The sequence below is a fragment of the Rhodospirillales bacterium genome (genome assembly GCA_016710335.1).
In the GTDB taxonomy this organism is placed as follows: Bacteria; Pseudomonadota; Alphaproteobacteria; order Rhodospirillales; family Defluviicoccaceae; genus JADJXQ01.
Map to the genome: position 1 here is coordinate 228545 of JADJXQ010000004.1, position 19652 is coordinate 248196.

The window sequence follows — 19652 nt, forward strand, 5'->3', positions numbered from 1 at the left end:
TGCTGGGCGGCGAGACCGGGTATGAATAGATGTGGCTGCGAAAGACACGCTTTCGCAGCCCGGACGCAGGTGGTGGCGCGGCAACGGCCGCCCTCGCGCTTGGGAGGCGCAGGCCCGTGCAGAGAAACGCCGAGCATGGCGCGCTACGCACCACTGGCGGAGCGAGCGCGCCCCGGAGTCGGCATGGCCGGAGTTGGAACGGCGCACCCGTCTACGCGGCCGTCGACCTCGGCACCCACAACTGCCGGATGTTGATGGCGTGTCCTGATCGACGCCTCGGCTTTCGCGTCATCAATTCGTTCTCGAAGCCCGTGCGGCTCGGCGAGGGTCTGGAGGCGCGGGGATCGCTTGGCGATGCGGCGGTTGAGCGAACAATCGACGCTCTCCGGGCCTGTGCCCAGCGAATGCGCCGCGCGCAGATCGTTCGTGCGCGCTGTATCGCAACCGCGCCTTGCCGACGCGCCGACAACGCTTCCGCCTTCGTCGCCCGCGTCAAGCGGGAGACCAACCTCGACCTGGAGCCACTCGCCGCCGCCGAAGAAGCGCGCCTGACCTTGAGCGGCTGCGCGCCGCTTCTGGATCGCGCCTACCCCCGGGTCCTGCTGCTCGACATCGGCGGCGGCAGCACCGAAGTGAGTTGGATCGCTCGCGAGGGCAGGGGCGCACTGCGCTTTCTGGGCGTGGTGTCCCTGCCCGTGGGGGTGGTTTCGTTCGCAGAGCGCTATGGCGGCGACAGAGTGCCGGCGGAAACCTATCAGCGGATGGTGTCTACGATCGCCGAGATGCTGGCGCCTTTCGAAGCCGAACACGCCATCGAAGATGCGGTATCCAGCGGGCGCGTTCAGATGGTAGGCACGTCCGGAACAGTCACAACCATCGCCGCAGCTTATTTGGGGCTCACGCGCTACGAGCGAGCGCGCGTAGACGGCCTCAGCCTCAGCTTTGACGCCATCGCCGAGGTGACGAGGCGGTTCGCCGCAAGCACCTGGCAGGAACGGGCCGCCAACACGTGCATCGGGCCCCACCGCGCCGACCTCGTCATCGCCGGTTGCGCGATACTGGAAGCGGTGTGTAAGCGCTGGCGCGTGGGCCGTTTGCATGTGGCGGACCGCGGCATTCGCGAAGGTTTGCTGATGACGATGATGGCGGCCGATGGCGCCGCCCCCGTCAACCTGCCGGCGGTCTCGCCGTGAGCCGCGCCTCGTGAGCCACCTCCAGGGAAGCCAATGACGAAGAAGACGTCCACGCGGGTCGCTGGTCGCGGCGGCGACAAGCCGCACGCCAAGAAGCGCAAGCCGTCCTCGAAGCGGTGGCTGGAGCGGCACCTTTCCGATCCCTATGTGGTCGAGGCGCGGCGCGCCGGTTACCGGTCGCGCGCCGCCTTCAAGTTGATGGAATTGGACGATCGATTCCGGTTGCTGCGGCCGGGGCTCCGCGTCGTCGACCTGGGGGCTGCTCCGGGCGGATGGACGCAGGTGGCGGTCGCCCGGACCGGCGCGGGGAAGGCGCGCGGCGGCCGGGTGGTGGCCATCGATCGGGCCGTCATGGACCCGGTCGCCGGCGCCCTGTCTCTGACGGCCGATGTGGGCGAAGACGATAAGGGCATGGTCGGCGCCGTGACGGGGGCGCTCGGCGGGCCTGCCGATGTGGTGCTGAGCGACATGGCGCCGGCGACCATCGGCCACGCCGGCGCCGACCACCTGCGCATCGTGGCGCTCGCCGAGAACGCGTTCGGGTGCGCGACGCGGATGCTGGCGCCAGGCGGCGCCTTTGTCTGCAAGATGTTTCAGGGCGGCACGGAAGCGGCTCTGCTCGCCGACATCAAGCGCGCGTTCACCAGTGTCCGCCACGTCAAGCCTAAGTCGTCGCGAACGGAATCGGCTGAAATCTACCTGGTCGCCACCGGCTTCCGCCGAACCCCGTCTTCAACGGATCTGTCGCCGGATCCGCCGCCGGAATGACAACGAGCGAACATCGGGCGCGCCCGGTCGCGACGCGCGGCCCGGGATCGCACCCGGCGCTGCCTGGCTTGTGCTCTCGACAGCCCAGGCGCATCTCGCCTTTGGGTCCGGCATGAACTATTCTCCGCCCGCAGGGCTCGCAGCATTGCGAGAACACGAAACGGGACACCAGGCATGACTGAGACGACATACGACGTGGTTGTCATCGGCGGCGGGCCGGGCGGCTACGTCGCCGCCATTCGCGCCGCGCAACTGGGCCTCAAGACCGCCTGTGTCGAGAAGCGCGGCGCCCTCGGCGGCACCTGCCTCAACGTGGGCTGCATCCCGTCCAAGGCGCTGCTGCAGTCGTCCCACCATTACGAAATGGCGGTTCATGACCTGGACCGGCATGGGATCACCGTTGCCGGTGTCGAGCTTGATCTTGCCGCGATGATGAAGCGGAAGGACGGGGTGGTCGGCGACCTTACCAAGGGGATCGAGTTCCTGTTCAAGAAAAACAAGGTCGATTACCTGTCCGGCGCCGGAAAAATCACTGCCGAAGACACTGTCGAGGTCGCGCCCGCAGACGGCGGCGAGACGTTCTCCGTCAAGACCGAGAACATCGTCATCGCCACCGGCTCCGACGTCGCCGCCCTGCCGGGCATCGACATCGACGAGGAGCGTATCGTCTCGTCCACTGGTGCTCTCGCGCTCGGCGCGGTGCCGGAGCGGCTGGTCGTCGTCGGCGGCGGCTACATCGGGCTCGAGCTCGGCACCGTGTGGCGGCGGCTGGGGTCCGAGGTCACGGTGATTGAGTTCCTGGACCAGATCCTGGCCGGGATGGACGGCGAGATCGGCGGGCAGATGCTGCGGATCCTCAAGAAACAAGGCATCCAGTTCAAGCTCGGCACAAAGGTGACGGCGGCGAGGCGCACGGGTGACACGGTGGAACTGACGGTCGAGCCGGTCAGCGGCGGCGAGGCCGAGACCCTCCAGGCCGACGTGGTGCTGGTTTCGGTCGGGCGGCGGCCCTACATCGACGGTCTCGGTCTCGACGCCGTCGGCATCGAGACGGACGAGCGCGGCTTCATCCCGGTCGACCGCCAGTTCCAGACCAGCGTGCCGGGCATCTTTGCCATCGGCGACGTGATCGGCGGCAAGATGCTGGCCCACAAGGCCGAAGAGGAAGGGGTTACGGTGATGGAGCTGATCGCCGGCGAGGCCGGGCACGTCAACTACGAGTGCATCCCCGGCATCGTCTACACGTGGCCGGAAGTGGCCTCGATCGGCCGCACCGAGGAGCAACTCAAGGCCGACGGCATCGACTACCGGGCGGGAAAGTTCCCGTTCTCCGCCAACTCTCGCGCCCGCTGCAATGCCGACAGCGACGGCTTCGTCAAGATCCTCGCCGACGCCGAGACCGACCGCATCCTCGGCGCCCATATCATTGGCCCGGAGGCCGGCGACCTGATCCAGGAACTGGTGGTGGCAATGGAGTTCGGCGGTTCGGCGGAAGACGTGGCGCGCTCCTCCCACGGCCACCCCGGTCTCTCGGAGGCGGTCAAGGAAGCGGCGCTGGCCGTCGCCGGCCGCCCGATCCACATCTAGTTTGCCTTAACTTCCGGAACGGTAGCGACGCGCGTGCAGGCCCGCACCAAACGCTGGCTGAAGCTCGGCATCGGCTGGGCGTTCGTCGCCTTCGGCGTCGTCGGCTTGGTGTTGCCGATCCTTCAGGGCTTTCTGTTCCTCGCCATCGGCTTCGGGATCCTGTCCCAGGAAAGCGCCTGGGTGCGCCGGCAGTTGGAGCGGCTGCGGCGGCGTTATCCCGAAACGGCGGCAAAATTCGACGACGTTCACGAACAGGCGGCGGCGCGCATCAAGCGCCTGACCGGCAGAGACACTGGCAGAGACACCGGCAGAGACTCCGGCAGCGACGCGTCCAAGCGGCAATGACCGCGAGCGCCCGGTTGATCGCGACCGTGTGCGCGGCGGAGGTCCTGACCATGACGGGGGTGTTCGCGTTTCCGGCGCTGATGCCCACATTCCTCGCTGACTGGCGGCTGAGCAACGCCGAGGCAGGATGGATCGCCGGCATCTACTTCGGCGCCTACGCCCTTTCGGTGCCGGTGCTGGTGGCGCTGACCGACCGCGTCGACGCCCGCTGGATCTACGTTACCGGCGCCCTACTGGCCGCCACTGCGTCGACCGGGTTCGCCCTGTTCGCGAACGGCTTCTGGCAGGCGCTCATCCTTCGCGCCGTGGCCGGTGCAGGCCTCGCCGCGACCTACATGCCAGGACTCCGGGTCCTCGTCGACCGGTACCGGGGGCCGCATGCGTCGCGGGCGGTGTCGCTCTATACCGCGAGCTTCAGCCTGGGAACCGCGCTCTCGTTTCTTGCTGCCGGCGCGATCGAAGCGGTGGCGGACTGGCGGTGGGTGTTCGCGGCATCAGCATTGGCGGCAGCGGCGGCTGCGCTCATGGTTCTGCCGCTCGGCGCGGCAGCGCCCAAGCGCGAGGACACCCCGCGCCGCCTGCTCGACTTCCGCCCCGTGTTCGCCAACCGCGCGGCGATGGGATACATCCTCGGTTACGGCGTGCACTGCTGGGAGCTGTTCACGTTCCGCTCGTGGACGGTCGCATTGCTCGCCTTTTCTCTCACCGTGCAAGCCAGTGGCTCCGGTCCAGCATTGCTTGCGCCAACCACGGTGGCGACGATCAGCGCCGTAGTGGCCATGGCGGCGAGCATCTTCGGCAATGAACTCTGCTTGCGCTACGGCCGCCGGCGGGTGATCCAGTGGGTCATGGTCGCGTCGGCGGCCATGGCGTTCGGGCTCGGCTTCACAACTCCGCTCGCCTACGGCATCGTCGTCGTGTTGACGCTCGTCTACAGTGCCGTGGTGCAGCTCGACTCGGCAGCGTTGACCGCCGGAGCGGTCCATGCCGCAGAACCGGGACGCCAGGGTTCGACCATGGCGGTGCATTCGCTCATCGGTTTCGGCTGCGGCTTCGTCGGCCCGCTGGTGCTGGGCTGGATCCTCGACGTCAGCGGCGGCGGTGTGTCGAGCCTTTCCTGGGGCCTCGCCTTCGCCAGCGTCGGCGTCGTTGGTCTGTTAGGCCCGCTGGTCATGAGAATGACGCCGAAACGCTGACGACCTTATCGGAACTTCGACAGAGGGCTGAATGTCTACGTGGACGGGTATCGCCGCCCTGGCGCCGGGGATCGAGCCGTATGCGCCCTACCTGGCGCTGGTCGTCATGGCGCTGCTGTTCATCGGGTTCGCGAGCGAGAAGCACCCGCCGGAGGTCGTGTCGATCTCCGGCATGGCGGTTCTCCTCGTCCTCGGCCTCATCGACAGCAAGGACATGCTGTCGGTCATGTCGAACAGCGCGCCGATCACCATCGTGGCGATGTTCATCCTGAGCGCTGCGCTGGTCCGCACCGGGGTGCTTGGCAGCGTGCAGAGACGGCTGGAAGTCATTACCCGCTTCGGATCGTGGATGACGGTCATAGCCTTGACGGCCACGGTCATGGCTGCATCCGCTTTCATCAACAATACGCCGGTCGTCGTAGTGATGATCCCGGTGACGGTCTCGCTGGCGCGCACCATCGGCGTGAACCCGTCGAAACTGCTGATGCCGCTGTCGTTCTCCGCCATTCTCGGCGGCACGCTGACCTTGATCGGCACCTCGACCAACCTGCTCGTCGACGGCGTCGCCCGCGAGCTTGGCCTGGCGCCTTTCACGCTGTTCGAGATCGCGCCGGTGGGGCTGATCGTCGCCGTCGTCGGGGGCGCGTACATGGTCACCATCGGCCGCCGCCTGCTTCCGGCCCGCACATCCGTCTCCAGCATTCTCGATCCCCCGCAGCGCTCGCAGTTCCTGGTGGAAATTCTCATCCCGCATACCTCGCCGCTCGTGGGCGCCAAACCCGCCCAGGTCCCTCTGTTCCAGGGTCCCGATCGGCGACTGATCGACGTGATCCGGGGCGACGCCTCGCTCCGTCGAGGCATGGGCGACGTGACCTTGATGCCGGGCGACATCGTGGTGCTGCGCTCGCCGGTCGCCGACGTGATGTCGTTGCGCGAGGGCAAGACGGTGGAATTTCAGACCGAGGACGCCGTCGAACCGGTAGCGTCACGCTCGACAACCGTGGTCGAGGCGCTGCTCGGCCCTCGCGCCCGGCTGGTGGGGCGCACGCTCCGGGGCGCCCGCCTGCGGCGGCGCTACGGCGTCTATCCGCTGGCCCTGCATCGCCAGGGGGAGAACCTCGCCGCCCGTCTCGAGCAGGTCCCGCTGCGGGTCGGCGATACCCTGCTGCTGGAGGGGGCTCCCGAGGATCTGCGCCGCCTCGCCGATGATCTGCAACTCGTCAGCCTCACCGAGCCGAGGGAGCGCAGCGTCCGCAGCGCCAAGGCGCCGCTTGCCGCCGGAATTCTTGCGGCGGTCGTGATCGCCGCGACGCTCGGCATCATGCCGATCATGGCGGTTGCCTGGATCGGCGTCGCGCTGGTGCTGCTCGTCCGTTGCCTCGACGCGGACGAGGCCATCGCCGCTGTCGACTGGAGGATCATCATTCTCATTTTTTCGATGCTGGCGATCGGCCGCTCGCTCGAGAACACGGGTGCTGTCGAGCTGGTCGTCGACGCCGTGGTGCCTTTGGCGCGGGACTTGCCGCCGCTGGCCGTGCTCGGCATCGTCTATCTGTTGACGTCGCTGCTGACCGAGTTGGTCACCAACAACGCCGTCGCCATCGTCGTGACGCCGGTGGTGGTGGGGCTTGCGCTCCAGCTCGGCATCGATCCGCGGCCGCTCGTCGTCGCGGTTATGTTCGGCGCCAGCGCCTGCTTTGCGACGCCGATCGGCTACCAGACCAACACGCTCGTCTATTCTGCCGGCGGCTACCGCTTCCTCGACTTCGTCAAGGTCGGCCTGCCGCTCAACATCCTCGTCGGCATCGCCACCGTCCTCGCCATCCCGCTGTTCTGGAAGCTGGGCTGAATCTTCCGCCACCCTCCCGCTACTGACGCGACCGCGGATGGGCGGCGCGGTGGATCAGCCGGAGGCGCTCCGTATCCACTTCGGTATAGCGTTGGGTGGTCGACAGCGAGGCGTGGCCGAGCAGTTCCTGGATGGTGCGAAGGTCCCCGCCGCCGGCGAGCAGGTGGGTCGCGAAGCTGTGGCGGAGCGCATGGGGCGTCGCCGTCTCCGGCAGGTTCAGGTACTTGCGAAGGCGCAGCATCTGCCGCTGTACGACGCCGGCCTTGAGCCCTTTGCCGCGGGCGCCGACGAACAGGGCCTCGTCTGCTCCCCGCGCAAAGGGGGCAGGCTCCGAGGTAAGCCTGCAACGCCTCCGAGACCACCGGCAGAACCGGCACGATGCGCTGCTTGCGGCCTTTGCCGGTGACGACCAGGGTTTCGCTTCGGGGCACGTCGCCGCGGGTCAGCGCCAGAGCCTCGCCGATGCGGAGCCCGCAGCCGTAGAGCAGCAGGAACAAGGCCCGGTCGCGGAGTTCCAGCCACGGCTCCGCACTGAACGCGCCGATGGTGTCGACGACCTCGCGCGCATCCGCCACGCTGAGGGCCTTCGGTAGCGGCTTCGGCGCCCGCGGGGTGCGGACGCTCCGCAACGCTACGTTGGCGACGAGGCCGCGCCGTTGCAGAAAACGGAAAAAGCTGCGAACGCTGGCCAGCTTCCGCGCCACCGACGTGCGCGCCAGATGCTTGCCGCTGAGGTCGGCCAGGTAGCTCCGAAAATCGGCCGCGGCGAGCGATCCGAGATCCTCGAGGGAGGGCGGACCGCCGAGGTGGCCGGCGATGAACGACAGGAAGTCGCGGACGTCCCGTCGGTAGGCCTCGGTGGTGTTGTCGGCGGCGCGGCGTTCGCTCTCCAGCCATCGCAGCCAGCCCGCCAGCGCCTCGGCGAGCCGCGGATCGCCGGCCGCGTCGCGCCACGTCGTCAGTCGGGGATCCCCATGACCCGTTGCAGGCCACGCTCCACCACCCGCGACAGGAAGCGCAGCAACTCCGTGCCCTGGCCGGGATGGAACAGGGAGTCATGCCGGGAACCCAGAGCGAGCACCCCGCTCGGCACCTCTCCGCCCGGCTGCAGGCGGACCAGCGCCGCCGAGCGGATCAGCCCGGCGGCGTTGCCGAACACGCTGCCATCGTCCTGGACGTGGATCATCAGCGCCACCTCCTGGCCGGCCCCGATCCAACTGTTGACCTCGCCCGCCGCCAGGCGCCGCAGCGCCAGTCCCCCGCAGTTCGGCAACGGCCCGGGTTCGAAGGCGAGGTCGGCCACGTCCACGTCGAGCAGCACCGGCAGATCGTCATGAACGATTCGCAGCAGCCGCTCCATGTCGTCCGCGGCCATCAGCGCCAGCACCGCCGCGTGCGTGCGGGTCTGGTTGGACATGTTGGAGCGGCTGGTCTCGATCACCTGCTGCACGCAGCCGCGCAGTCCATCCAGTTCTCCGCGGAGCGTCTCCACCATGAACTTCTGGATGTCCACGACGGCGTCGCCGCTCCAGCGCGCGGGCGGCGTGAGGGTCATCAACAGGTCCGGATGACGCGCGAAAAAGTCCGGATGATCCTGCAGGTAGGACGCCACCTGACTGTGTGTCATACGGCGCTCGGCCGTCGTCTTTTTCGGCGCAGCGGCGCGCCGGACCTTCCGTGTCGCGGCTTGTTCCGTCATGCGGGCAGCCCTGTTCCTGCTCGGAAGCCGTTATCGATCATTCCAGCGCCTATAGCAGATTCGCGGACGGGTCGCGAACCCGTAAACTGAAGCCCATGAACTCCGGCCGCAAGCCCCCGACCGCACTGCTGCCCTCCGATCGCGCGGATGCGACCGTGGAGGTGTTGCTGCCCTTGCCCCTCTATGGAACCTTCGAGTACCGCGCAGGCGACGGCGGACCGTTGTCCGGTGGACGTTTCGTGCAGGTGCCGCTGGGAAACCGCCAGGCGATTGGTGCTGTGTGGGGAGCGGGCAGCGAATCGGTTGCCGGCGACAAGCTGAAAACCATCACCCGGGCGTTCGATGCACCGCCGCTGCCGCCGGTGTCGCGCCGCTTCATCGAGTGGGTCGCGGCGTACACGGTGCACCCCCCGGGCGCGGTGCTGCGGATGGCGATGAGCGTGCCGGCGGCGCTGACACCCCCGAGCCCGAATGCCGCGGTGACGATGGCGAGCGATCCGCCCGACATCCGCTGGACCGCCGAACGCCGGCGGGTGGTGGAGGCGGCGGAGGGGCTGCCGCGGCCGGCCGCCGAGCTCGCCCGCACCGCAGGGGTCGGGCCGGGGGTGGTGGCCGGGCTGGTGAAGGCCGGGGTGTTGGTGCAGACCGCCCTGCCCGCCGGGGTGATCGAGGCGCCGGATCCGGACCGGCCGGGCGTGGCGCTGACGCCGTCGCAGGCCGCAGCGGCCGGTGCGCTGCGCGACGCGGCGAGGCGCGGCTATTCCGTCAACGTCCTGGACGGCGTCGCCGGGTCCGGCAAGACGGAGGTGTACTTCGAGGCCGTCGCCGAAACCCTGCGGCAGGGCCGTCAGGCGCTGGTGCTGCTGCCTGAGATCGCCCTCGGCGCTCAGTGGCTGGACCGGTTCCGCCTGCGCTTCGGGGCGGAGCCCGCCGAATGGCACTCGGAACTGGGTCATGGCTATCGCCGGCGCACGTGGCGGGCAGTCGCCGAGGGTGCGGCGCCGGTGGTGGTCGGCGCCCGATCGGCGCTGTTCCTGCCGTTCCCGAACCTCGGCCTGATCGTCGTCGACGAGGAACACGACACTTCGTTCAAGCAGGAGGACGGCGTCGCCTACAATGCCCGCGACATGGCGGTGGTGCGCGCCCGCCTGGGGGACATCCCGGCGGTGTTGGTGTCGGCGACGCCGTCGCTGGAGACCATCGTCAACGCCCAGGCCGGCCGCTACCACCGCATCCATCTTCCGGATCGCCACGGGACGGCGGCGTCGCCGCCTATCGAGGTTGTCGACCTTCGCCGCGACCGACCGCCCCGCGGCGGCTGGCTGTCGCCGCCGTTGCGCGCCGCCCTTGCCGAAACCGTCGGTCGACAGACCCAGGCGCTGCTGTTCCTCAATCGCCGCGGCTATGCGCCATTGACGCTGTGCCGGGCGTGCGGGCATCGCATCCAGTGCCCGAACTGCACGACGTGGCTGGTGGAGCACCGCCTGCTCGCCCGCCTCCAATGCCACCACTGCGGCCACTCCCAGCCGATCCCGGTCGTCTGCCCGAACTGCCGTGCGAGCGACAGCCTTGCGGGCTGTGGGCCGGGGGTGGAGCGGCTGGCCGACGAGGTGGCATCCCTGTTGCCCGACGCGCGCCTTGCATTGGCTACCAGCGACACGCTGACCGGTCCCGCCGCCGCCACCGAACTGGTGCGCCGCATGGAAGCGCACGAGATCGACGTGGTGGTCGGCACCCAGATCGTCGCCAAGGGTTATCACTTCCCGCTGCTGACCCTGGTCGGCGTCGTCGACGCCGACCTCGGTCTCAGCGGCGGCGACCTGCGTGCGGCGGAGCGCACATGGCAACTTCTTGTCCAGGTCGCCGGCCGCGCCGGCCGCGCCGCCCACCCCGGTCGCGTCATCCTGCAGACCCACATGCCCGAGCATCCGGTGATCGCGGCCTTGGCCGGCGGCGACCGCGAGGCCTTCCTCGCCGCCGAAACGTCTGCCCGTCGCAGTGCCGGCCTGCCGCCGTTCGGCCGCCTTGCGGCGCTGATCGTCTCCGACCGGATAGAGGCCAACGCCGACCGGGCGGCGCGCCTGCTCGCCAGGCAAGCGCCGCAGCACGCGGGAGTGCGCGTCCTGGGGCCGGCGCCGGCGCCGCTGGCCGTCCTGCGCGGCCGCCATCGCCGCCGCTTGTTGGTGATGGCGACGAAGGAGGTGGCGGTGCCGGCGCTGGTGCGTCGCTGGCTGGAAGCGACGCCGCTGCCGCGTTCCGTCCGCATCCAGGTCGACGTGGACCCGTACAGCTTTCTGTAGTGGCGGCGGCGGCAGCGACACGGCGCTTGTTGCGAGCGCTCATCAACTCACGGTTTAGCTGCCTGCTGCCGACGAGGCTCGTTCGAGACTGCAAGCGAGCCGGAGCCGACGGCGGGCAAGTCGGGTTGCAAGGCCTGAAGGGCTGTGTTAGGTAACGGTGAGTTTAAGGGTTTTGACGCTTCGCGCGACGCTTTCGCAGTCGCGTACGCTTTCCCAAACCCGGCAGACCAGACCACGGCAGAAAGACCACTAAGGGGGTTCGCGGGTGCCATCCCAAGCCAGGAAGTCCGGTGGGCTTGCCAAACGCTATGCGATCGCGTTGTTCGAATTGGCGGAAGAGGCGAAGGCTCTGGATCGCGTCGAAGCGGATCTGGAGCAACTGACCGCGATGCTTGGCGAAAGTGCGGACCTGCGCCGCCTGATCCGCTCGCCGGTGATCGGCCGGGACGATCAGGGCAGAGCGATGGCGGCGCTGACGGCAAGCGTCGGCATGCACGACCTGACCCGGCGCTTCGCCGGCCTTCTCGCGCGCAACGGACGCCTGTTCGCCCTGCCGGAGGTCATCGGCGCGTACCGGGAAATCCTCGCCGGCCGGCGCGGCAAGTCGGCGGCAGAAGTCATCTCGGCGAAGGCGCTGACCGAGGCGCAGAAATCGGCTATTGCGAACGCTCTTCAAAAAGCCACCGGGGGTGACGTGGCGATCAGCGCGAGCGTCGATCCGGAACTCCTCGGCGGACTGATCGTCAGGATCGGATCCCGCATGGTCGACAGCTCCCTCCGCACCAAATTGCAAAGATTACGCCTCGCCATGAAGGGGGTCGGGTAAATGGAAATTCGCGCCGCTGAAATCTCCTCGATCATCAAGAAGCAGATCGCCGATTTCGGCACCGAGGCCGAAGTCGCCGAAGTCGGCACGGTATTGTCGGTCGGCGACGGCATCGCCCGCGTCTACGGCATGGACAACGTCCAGGCCGGAGAGTTGGTCGAGTTTCCGGGTGGCATCAAAGGCATGGCCCTCAACCTGGAGAGCGACAACGTCGGCGTCGTGATCTTCGGCGACGACCGCAACATCGGCGAAGGCGACACGGTCAAGCGCACCGGCGCCATCGTCGACGTGCCGGTCGGCCGCGGCCTGCTCGGCCGCGTGGTGGACGGCGTCGGCGAGCCGATCGACGGCAAGGGTCCAATCGACTCCAGCGAGCGACGGGTGGTGGAAACGAAGGCGCCCGGCATCATCCCGCGCAAATCGGTGCATGAGCCGATGCAGACCGGCCTCAAGGCCATCGACAGTCTGATCCCCATCGGCCGCGGCCAGCGGGAGTTGATCATCGGCGACCGCCAGACCGGCAAGACCGCCATCATCATCGACACCATTCTCAATCAGAAGCGCATCAACGCGCTCGCCAAGGACGAGTCGGAGAAGCTCTACTGCGTTTACGTCGCCATCGGCCAGAAGCGCTCGTCGGTGGCGCAGTTCGTCAAGATGCTGCAGGACAACGACGCGCTGGAGTATTCCATCGTCGTCGCCGCCACCGCGTCCGAGCCGGCGCCGTTGCAGTTCCTGGCGCCGTACACCGGCTGCACCATGGGCGAGTTCTTCCGCGACAACGGCATGCACGCGGTGATCTTCTACGACGACCTTTCCAAGCAGGCGGTCGCCTACCGGCAGATGTCGCTGCTGCTGCGTCGGCCGCCCGGCCGCGAGGCGTTTCCGGGCGACGTGTTCTACCTGCACTCGCGCCTGCTCGAGCGGGCGGCCAAGATGAACGACGAGCACGGAGGGGGGTCGCTCACCGCTCTGCCGGTGATCGAGACCCAGGCGAGCGACGTCTCGGCCTACATCCCGACCAACGTCATCTCCATCACGGACGGCCAGATATTCCTGGAGACGGAGCTGTTCTACCAAGGCATCCGGCCGGCGGTGAACGTGGGCATCTCGGTCAGCCGCGTCGGCTCCGCTGCCCAAATCAAAGCGATGAAGCAGGTCGCCGGGCGCATCAAGCTGGAGCTAGCCCAGTACCGGGAGATGGCGGCGTTCTCGCAGTTCGCGTCCGACCTCGACGCCTCCACCCAGAAGCTTCTGGCCCGCGGATCCCGCCTCACGGAAGTGCTGAAGCAGGGGCAGTTCACGCCGTACCCGGTCGAGGAGCAGGTGGTGGTGATCTTCGCCGGGGTGCGCGGCTATCTGGATCCGATCGCGCTCGAGGATATCGGCCGCTTCGAGGAGGGTCTGCTCGACAACATCCGCGCCAACGGCGCCGACATTCTCGAGACCATCCGTACCGAGAAGACGCTCTCCGACGACACCGACAGCAAGCTCGCAGCGTTCCTCGACCGCTACAGCAAGTCCTTCTCCTGAACGGGCGCCCTTGATCGCGTTCGAGCGGTGGAGACGAAAGCAGCATGGCCAGCCTGAAAGACCTGAGAAACCGGATCGCCAGCGTCGAGTCGACGCAGAAGATCACGTCGGCGATGAAGATGGTGGCCGGCTCCAAGCTGAAGCGGGCGGAGGCCGCGGCCCATGAAGGCCGGCCCTATGCCCAGCGCATGGAGCGGATGCTGACAGGCCTGATCGGCACGATGCCGACGCTGGAGGTCGCGCCCAAGCTGCTGGCCGGCACCGGTTCGGACAACGTGCATCTCATTGTGCTCATCACCGCCGACCGCGGCCTCTGCGGCGGCTTCAACGTCAACGCGGTGCGAGCGGCGCGCCGGCGCATCGCGGCGCTGCGGTCTCAGGACAAGCAGGTCAAGATCCTGTGCATCGGCAGGAAGGGTCGTGATGCGCTCCGACGCACGCACGGCGACCTGATCATCGATACGCTCGAGAACGTCACCCGTTCCGGCGCCCAGTTCGGGCCCGCGCGCGACATTGCCCGCCGGATCCGCAACATGTTCGGCTCGGGCGAGTTCGACGTCTGCACCGTCATATTCAACCTGTTCAAATCGGCGATGACCCAGGAGGTCACCGTCAAGCAACTCATCCCGTTCCCCATACCCACGGCGGCGGCCGACACCGGCGCGGCCACCGCCGGCGCCGGCAGCGATGCCGGAGCGGGGTCGGGTGGTTATGAGATGGAGCCGAGCGAGGATCAGTTGCTGGCGGCGCTGCTGCCGTCCAACCTGTCGGTGCAGGTGTTCGCCGCGCTTCTGGAGAGCTACGCTTCCGAGCAGGGCGCCAGGATGACCGCCATGGACAACGCGACGCGCAACGCCGGCGAACTGATCGAGCGGCTGACGCTGAACTACAACCGCACCCGGCAGGCCGCCATCACCACCGAGTTGATCGAGATCATTGCCGGCGCCGAGGCGGTATGATGGGACTGACATTTCGACGGGAGCTGCTGCAATGACGAAAAACGTGATCGGCACCATCACCCAGGTCATGGGCGCGGTGGTGGACGTGCACTTCGAAGGCGACCTGCCGGAAATGCTCAACGCCCTGACGGTCGACAACCACGGCAAGACGCTTGTTCTCGAGGTCGCGCAGCATCTCGGGGAATCGACGGTCCGCACCGTCGCCATGGACACCACCGACGGGTTGGTGCGCGGGCAGGAGGTGCGCGACAGCGGCGACCCGATCATGGTGCCGGTCGGGCCGGAAACGCTCGGGCGCATCATGAACGTCATTGGCGAACCGGTCGACGAACGCGGGCCCATCGAGACCAAGAAGCGCTACCCGATCCACCGACAGGCGCCGACCTTCCTGGAGCAATCCACCGAGTCCGAGATCCTGGTGACCGGCATCAAGGTGGTCGACCTGATCGAGCCCTATCCGAAAGGCGGCAAGGTCGGCCTGTTCGGCGGCGCCGGGGTCGGCAAGACCGTCATCATCATGGAGCTCATCAACAACATCGCGAAGGCGCATGGCGGCTATTCAGTGTTCGCAGGCGTCGGTGAGCGCACCCGCGAGGGCAACGACCTCTATCACGAAATGATGGAGTCCGGGGTCATCCAACTCGATAAGGCCGGTTCCAAGGCCGCGCTGGTGTACGGCCAGATGAACGAGCCGCCGGGCGCGCGCGCCCGCGTTGGCCTCTCCGGCCTTACCGTCGCCGAGTACTTCCGCGACGAAGAGGGCCAGGACGTGCTGTTCTTCGTCGATAACATTTTCCGCTTCACCCAGGCTGGCTCCGAAGTCTCGGCGCTGCTCGGCCGCATCCCCTCGGCGGTGGGCTACCAACCGACCTTGTCCACCGACATGGGCGCCCTGCAGGAACGCATCACCTCGACCAAGAAGGGCTCGATCACCTCGGTGCAAGCCGTTTACGTGCCGGCCGACGACTTGACCGACCCGGCGCCGGCGACGTCGTTCGCCCACCTGGACGCGACCTCGGTGTTGAGCCGCTCCATCGCCGAGCTCGGCATCTATCCGGCCGTCGATCCGCTCGACTCGACGTCGCGCATGCTCGACCCGCGCATCGTCGGCGAGGAGCACTACAAGGTCGCGCGCGACGTGCAGCGCGTGCTGCAGACCTACAAGTCGCTGCAGGACATCATCGCCATCCTCGGCATGGACGAGCTGTCGGAGGACGACAAGCTGACCGTCGCCCGCGCCCGCAAGATCCAGCGCTTCCTCAGCCAGCCGTTCCACGTCGCCGAAGTCTTCACCGGCACGCCCGGTGTGTTCGTCAACCTCGAAGACACCATCAAGGGCTTCGCCGGCATCTGCGCCGGCGACTACGACCACCTACCGGAAGCCGCCTTCTACATGGTCGGCACCATTGAAGAGGCGGTCGCCAAGGCCAAGAAGATGGCGGAGGAGGCGGCTTAGGGCGTCGTTCCTCGCTGCTTCGGCTCATGCTGACTGCCGCCGGTATCCGCCCAGTGAACGACAAGCTCATGCTTCGACAAACTCGGCATGAGGCAGCGCCCGTTGAAACCAGCACCTCACCCTGAGCCTGTCGAAGGGTGAGCCCTCACGCGGGGATCCGTCATGGACGAGACCATACGCTTTGAAATCGTAACACCGGCCCGGCTGATGCTGATGGAAGACGTGCCGCTGGTGGTGCTGCCGGGTGAGGGCGGCAATTTCGGCGTGCTGCCCGGCCACGCGCCGCTGCTGTCGTCCCTGCGTCCCGGCACCATCGAGACGTACGACAGCAAGATGAAGGTCACCCGCCAGATCTTTATCGAGACCGGTTTTGCGGAAGTGACGCCGGAACGCTGCACGGTCATGGCCGAGGAGGCGATTCCGGTTCAGGAGATCACCCGCGACTATGCCGAAGAACGACTGAAAAAGGCGACGGATGCGCTGATGGTCGCCGAGACGTTCGGGGTGCGCATCGGCGCAGAGCGCGAATTGCGCGCCGCCGAGGCGATGATCGAGGCGCTCGATGCCCGGGAGCGGCCCGGGATTTCCTGAGTGTCGATTGTCGCTCCGTTACTGGACGGTCGGCGGACCGCCCTGAGCTTGATCGGACGCCGCGACCGGCGACGGTGCGGCGCCGGCTTGGTGGTGGACCAGCCGCCACGCTTCCTTCTCGCGGACGAAGATGTTGGTCGCGACCAGAAACACCGCCTCCAAAACCTCGTAGCAAAGGACATAGCCGGTGTCGCCGAGCACCGAGACCTCCGGCCGTACGCAGGCGATGCTGGGCGCCTCCCGGCCGGCAAGAATGGCGGCCCAGCTTCCCAGCACCGCGGTGCGCCCGAACAGCGGCCGCCAGCCCGGGTGAATGCAGGTCACCTCAGCGGTCTCGGACCAGATCCCTGTCATCGCCTTCATGTCCCGTGCCTGAAAGGCTTTGTAGAACGCGTCGTTGGCGGCGAGAATGGCGCGCCGGTCGGTCATGGCGAGGCTCCCGGAATGGCGTCGGGTCGGAAGCGCAGAGACTATAGAAGCCTGCGCCCTGCCGCCAATGCTACTGGTGCCGGCGGCGCGAACTGTCACTATCGTGGTTCGATCCGTAGGGATGAATCCCATCAATCGGTTGAGGCGAGCAACCACATGACAGGTAGTTTCCGGTCGCACATGAAGACGCCGTTGCGGGAGATCGTCCCATTTCGTCGCTGACTCCGCCGGATCCGGATTTCGAGCGCCGCGCCCGGGAGAGCTTCGCGCGGCAGGGGATCATGAGCCATATCGGCGCGGCGATGGTCGCGATCGGGCCGGGGTCGTGCGAGATCCACCTTCCTTACGGCGAGCACCTGTCGCAGCAGCACGGGTTTTTCCACGGCGGCGTCGTTGCCACCATCGCCGACTCGGCCGCCGGATATGCCGGCTTTTCATTGATGCCGCTCAACGCCGGTGTGCTGACGGTGGAGTTCAAGATCAATCTCGTCGCCCCCGCGGATGGCGAATTGCTGATCGCCAGAGGGACCGTCGTTCGGCCCGGCCGCACGCTGACCGTCAGCAACGCCGAGGTTTCGGTGGTCAAGCAGGGCAGCGAGCGCGTCTGCGCCATCATGCAACAGACGCTGATGACCATCGTCGGCCGCGCCGACGTGGTGGGGTGATGCGATTGGCGTTGAACGAGCCTTGCCGGCTTCGCTAAGGTTCCGTGTATAAAGGCGTGAAATGCTGGCGTATAGTCGGCTTCAAGAAGCGCCAAGGGAGGGACCATGCCGAGCAACGCCTATTCGGGATTGAACTTCGCGCTCGGTGACGCGGCCGACATGCTGCGAGATTCGGTGCGGAGCTTCGCGTCCGACGAGATCGCCCCGCGCGCCGCCGACATCGACCACGCCAACGTCTTCCCGGCCGACCTGTGGCAAAAGATGGGCGACCTGGGCGTGCTCGGCATCACTGTCGAGGAGGAGTATGGCGGCGCCGCCATGGGCTATCTCGAGCACGTCGTGGCGATGGAGGAGATCAGCCGCGCCTCGGCCTCGGTGGGACTGAGCTACGGCGCCCACTCCAACCTCTGCGTCAACCAGATCCGCCGCAACGGCACCGATGATCAGAAGCAACGCTACCTGCCGAAGCTGATTTCGGGCGACTTCGTCGGCGCCTTGGCGATGAGCGAAACCGGCGCCGGCTCCGACGTGATCGGCATGCGCACCCGCGCGGTCAAGACCGGAGATCGCTACGTCCTCAACGGCAACAAGATGTGGATCACCAACGGCCCCGACGCCGACGTCCTGGTCGTCTACGCCAAGACCGATCCGGACGCGGGACCCCGCGGGATCACCGCGTTTCTGATCGAGCGCGGCTTCAAGGGGTTCTCGACGGCGCAGAAGCTCGACAAGCTCGGCATGCGCGGCTCCAACACCTGCGAGCTGGTTTTCCAGGACTGCGAGGTGCCGGAGGAGAACGTCCTCGGCCCCGTCAACCGCGGCGCGAGCGTGCTGATGAGCGGTCTCGACTACGAGCGGCTGGTGCTCGCCGGCGGGCCCATCGGCATCATGCAGGCCTGCATGGACATCGTCGTCCCCTACGTCCACGAGCGCCGCCAGTTCGGCGAGCCGATCGGCGCCTTCCAGCTCATGCAGGCCAAGCTCGCCGACATGTACACCACCATGAACGCCTGCCGCGCCTATGTGTACGCCGTGGCGCAAGCCTGCGACCGCGGCGAGACCACCCGCAAGGACGCGGCCGGGGTCATCCTCTACGCGTCGGAGCGGGCGACCTGGATGGCGTTGGAAGCGATCCAGTGCCTCGGCGGCAACGGCTACATCAACGAGTACGCCACCGGCCGCCTGCTGCGCGACGCCAAGCTCTACGAAATCGGCGCCGGCACCAGCGAAATCCGCCGCTGGCTGATCGGCCGCGAGCTGTTCGAGGAGACGGGGTGACAAACTGTCATTGTAACTATCAATTGACATGGGAACATTTGTCTGCCACAATCTCATCTGAGGTTCAGGGCAGATGTTGTGAGGTCAAAATGTTGCATCCGACACCACCGGTTCGCCAGTCAATGGGAGAGATCGTGCAGGGTCTTCCGACCGTGTCCGCCAGGATTCTCGCGCTGTATCGTGCCGGGTACTCGCGGTCCGAAATTCATCGTTACCTGGGGAAGCGGTACCAGCACGTGCGAAACGTTCTTGTCCAAGCCGGCTACCTTAAGCCTCAGTTGGACCAGCCCGCCGACGGAGACACAGCCGGTTCCTCTGCCCTTGAAGTTCAGGATGATGTCGCCGAGCATGCCCGGGTGACCATCGGTCCTGGTGGCCGGATCGTCATCCCAGCACCCTTCCGCGAGGCTCTTGGCCTGAAAGAGGGGGATGCCGTCGTTATTCAACTGGAAGACGAGGAATTGCGTCTCGTCAGCTACGAGACTGAATTGCGCCGCATCCGGGAACTTGTCTCGCAACATGTTCCGGAGGGCGTCAGCCTGGTGGACGAGTTGATCGCTGAGCGCCGGCGAGAGGCGGAACGAGAACTACGAGGTGACTAGTGCGGTGCTGGATGCTTCCGCCATGCTTGCGTTCATCTTGAGGGAACCCGGCCATGAAAAGGTTTTTCCTCATCTTGGGAATGGCATGGCATCCGCGGTCAACATTGCCGAAGTGGGGGCGCGACTGTGCGACAAGGGATTATCGATAGCCGAGGCACGCCGCACGATCGAACGTCTTTACCTTGAGGTCGTCGCGTTCGACGTACGACTGGCCCGCATCTCGACAGCCGTTCGCGCGGCCACGCGAACCTGCGGTCTTTCGCTCGGAGATCGCGCCTGTCTCGCCCTGTCGCTGGATCGACGCCTGCCGGTTCTCACGGCAGATCGTGCGTGGAAGACGGTCGAAATCGGCGTGTCGATCGAACTGATCAGATAG

Annotated in this window: 19 protein-coding genes and 1 pseudogene; 16 read left to right on the forward strand and 4 right to left on the reverse strand. The window is 67.0% G+C overall.

Going from position 1 to position 19652, the window contains the following annotated elements; genetic code table 11:
• Positions 1-248: 248 nt before the first annotated feature.
• The 6 genes from IPM60_08740 (at position 249) to IPM60_08765 (ending at position 6938) form a co-directional block, all read left to right on the forward strand.
• Positions 249-1193, forward strand: coding sequence for a Ppx/GppA family phosphatase (locus tag IPM60_08740; protein ID MBK8907979.1), 945 nt, complete (start codon positions 249-251; stop codon positions 1191-1193).
• A 33-nt stretch (positions 1194-1226) separates the two neighbouring features.
• Positions 1227-1961 carry an RlmE family RNA methyltransferase gene (locus IPM60_08745; GenBank protein MBK8907980.1) on the forward strand — a complete coding sequence of 245 codons (735 nt, stop codon included), beginning with the start codon at positions 1227-1229 and terminating at the stop codon, positions 1959-1961.
• 174 nt (positions 1962-2135) lie between these two features.
• Complete coding sequence (locus IPM60_08750; GenBank protein ID MBK8907981.1) at positions 2136-3548, forward strand: dihydrolipoyl dehydrogenase; 1413 nt, start codon at positions 2136-2138, stop codon at positions 3546-3548.
• 33 nt (positions 3549-3581) lie between these two features.
• Entirely contained in the window at positions 3582-3893 is a 312-nt protein-coding gene (locus tag IPM60_08755) for a hypothetical protein (protein ID MBK8907982.1), read from the forward strand.
• Positions 3894-3943: 50 nt separating this feature from the next.
• Positions 3944-5089: an MFS transporter gene (locus IPM60_08760; protein MBK8907983.1), complete on the forward strand. Its 1146-nt coding sequence runs from the start codon at positions 3944-3946 to the stop codon at positions 5087-5089.
• A 31-nt stretch (positions 5090-5120) separates the two neighbouring features.
• On the forward strand, positions 5121-6938 hold the full coding sequence (locus IPM60_08765; protein ID MBK8907984.1) for an SLC13 family permease: 1818 nt from the start codon (positions 5121-5123) through the stop codon (positions 6936-6938).
• Between the two features lie 19 nt (positions 6939-6957).
• Here the strand turns inward: IPM60_08765 and IPM60_08770 are convergent, their stop codons facing one another.
• The 3 genes and pseudogenes from IPM60_08770 to IPM60_08780 form a co-directional block, all read right to left on the reverse strand.
• Positions 6958-7233, reverse strand: coding sequence for a tyrosine-type recombinase/integrase (locus IPM60_08770; GenBank protein ID MBK8907985.1), 276 nt, complete (start codon positions 7231-7233; stop codon positions 6958-6960).
• A 352-nt stretch (positions 7234-7585) separates the two neighbouring features.
• Positions 7586-7900 (reverse strand): annotated as a pseudogene (locus tag IPM60_08775) (site-specific integrase).
• Positions 7897-8565: a DUF484 family protein gene (locus IPM60_08780; GenBank protein MBK8907986.1), complete on the reverse strand. Its 669-nt coding sequence runs from the start codon at positions 8563-8565 to the stop codon at positions 7897-7899. Before IPM60_08780 ends, IPM60_08775 begins: the two are co-directional and overlap by 4 nt.
• A gap of 167 nt (positions 8566-8732) precedes the next feature.
• On the opposite strand from IPM60_08780, the gene IPM60_08785 reads away from it, so the two are divergent.
• The 6 genes from IPM60_08785 (at position 8733) to atpC (ending at position 16302) form a co-directional block, all read left to right on the forward strand.
• Positions 8733-10937, forward strand: a complete 2205-nt coding sequence (locus IPM60_08785; protein MBK8907987.1) for a primosomal protein N' — start codon at positions 8733-8735, stop codon at positions 10935-10937.
• Positions 10938-11202: 265 nt separating this feature from the next.
• The gene (locus IPM60_08790) at positions 11203-11763 is read left to right on the forward strand and encodes a F0F1 ATP synthase subunit delta (protein ID MBK8907988.1); all 561 of its coding nucleotides are present in this window, start codon (positions 11203-11205) and stop codon (positions 11761-11763) included.
• On the forward strand, positions 11764-13296 hold the full coding sequence (locus IPM60_08795; GenBank protein ID MBK8907989.1) for a F0F1 ATP synthase subunit alpha: 1533 nt from the start codon (positions 11764-11766) through the stop codon (positions 13294-13296).
• A gap of 44 nt (positions 13297-13340) precedes the next feature.
• Positions 13341-14255: a F0F1 ATP synthase subunit gamma gene (locus IPM60_08800; GenBank protein ID MBK8907990.1), complete on the forward strand. Its 915-nt coding sequence runs from the start codon at positions 13341-13343 to the stop codon at positions 14253-14255.
• 31 nt (positions 14256-14286) lie between these two features.
• Positions 14287-15711, forward strand: coding sequence for a F0F1 ATP synthase subunit beta (gene atpD, locus IPM60_08805; GenBank protein MBK8907991.1), 1425 nt, complete (start codon positions 14287-14289; stop codon positions 15709-15711).
• Between the two features lie 162 nt (positions 15712-15873).
• The gene (gene atpC / locus IPM60_08810; protein MBK8907992.1) at positions 15874-16302 is read left to right on the forward strand and encodes an ATP synthase F1 subunit epsilon; all 429 of its coding nucleotides are present in this window, start codon (positions 15874-15876) and stop codon (positions 16300-16302) included.
• An 18-nt stretch (positions 16303-16320) separates the two neighbouring features.
• Here atpC and IPM60_08815 read toward each other — a convergent pair whose 3' ends face one another.
• The gene (locus tag IPM60_08815; GenBank protein ID MBK8907993.1) at positions 16321-16731 is read right to left on the reverse strand and encodes a nuclear transport factor 2 family protein; all 411 of its coding nucleotides are present in this window, start codon (positions 16729-16731) and stop codon (positions 16321-16323) included.
• A 281-nt stretch (positions 16732-17012) separates the two neighbouring features.
• Here IPM60_08815 and IPM60_08820 point away from each other — a divergent pair, with 281 nt between their 5' ends.
• The 4 genes from IPM60_08820 (at position 17013) to IPM60_08835 (ending at position 19652) form a co-directional block, all read left to right on the forward strand.
• A complete protein-coding gene (locus IPM60_08820) occupies positions 17013-17396 on the forward strand; it encodes a PaaI family thioesterase (protein ID MBK8907994.1) in 384 nt (127 codons plus the stop codon).
• A 105-nt stretch (positions 17397-17501) separates the two neighbouring features.
• Positions 17502-18674 carry an isovaleryl-CoA dehydrogenase gene (locus tag IPM60_08825; GenBank protein ID MBK8907995.1) on the forward strand — a complete coding sequence of 391 codons (1173 nt, stop codon included), beginning with the start codon at positions 17502-17504 and terminating at the stop codon, positions 18672-18674.
• Positions 18675-18796: 122 nt separating this feature from the next.
• Entirely contained in the window at positions 18797-19276 is a 480-nt protein-coding gene (locus IPM60_08830; protein ID MBK8907996.1) for an AbrB/MazE/SpoVT family DNA-binding domain-containing protein, read from the forward strand.
• Positions 19277-19298: 22 nt separating this feature from the next.
• Positions 19299-19652 carry a type II toxin-antitoxin system VapC family toxin gene (locus IPM60_08835; protein ID MBK8907997.1) on the forward strand — a complete coding sequence of 118 codons (354 nt, stop codon included), beginning with the start codon at positions 19299-19301 and terminating at the stop codon, positions 19650-19652.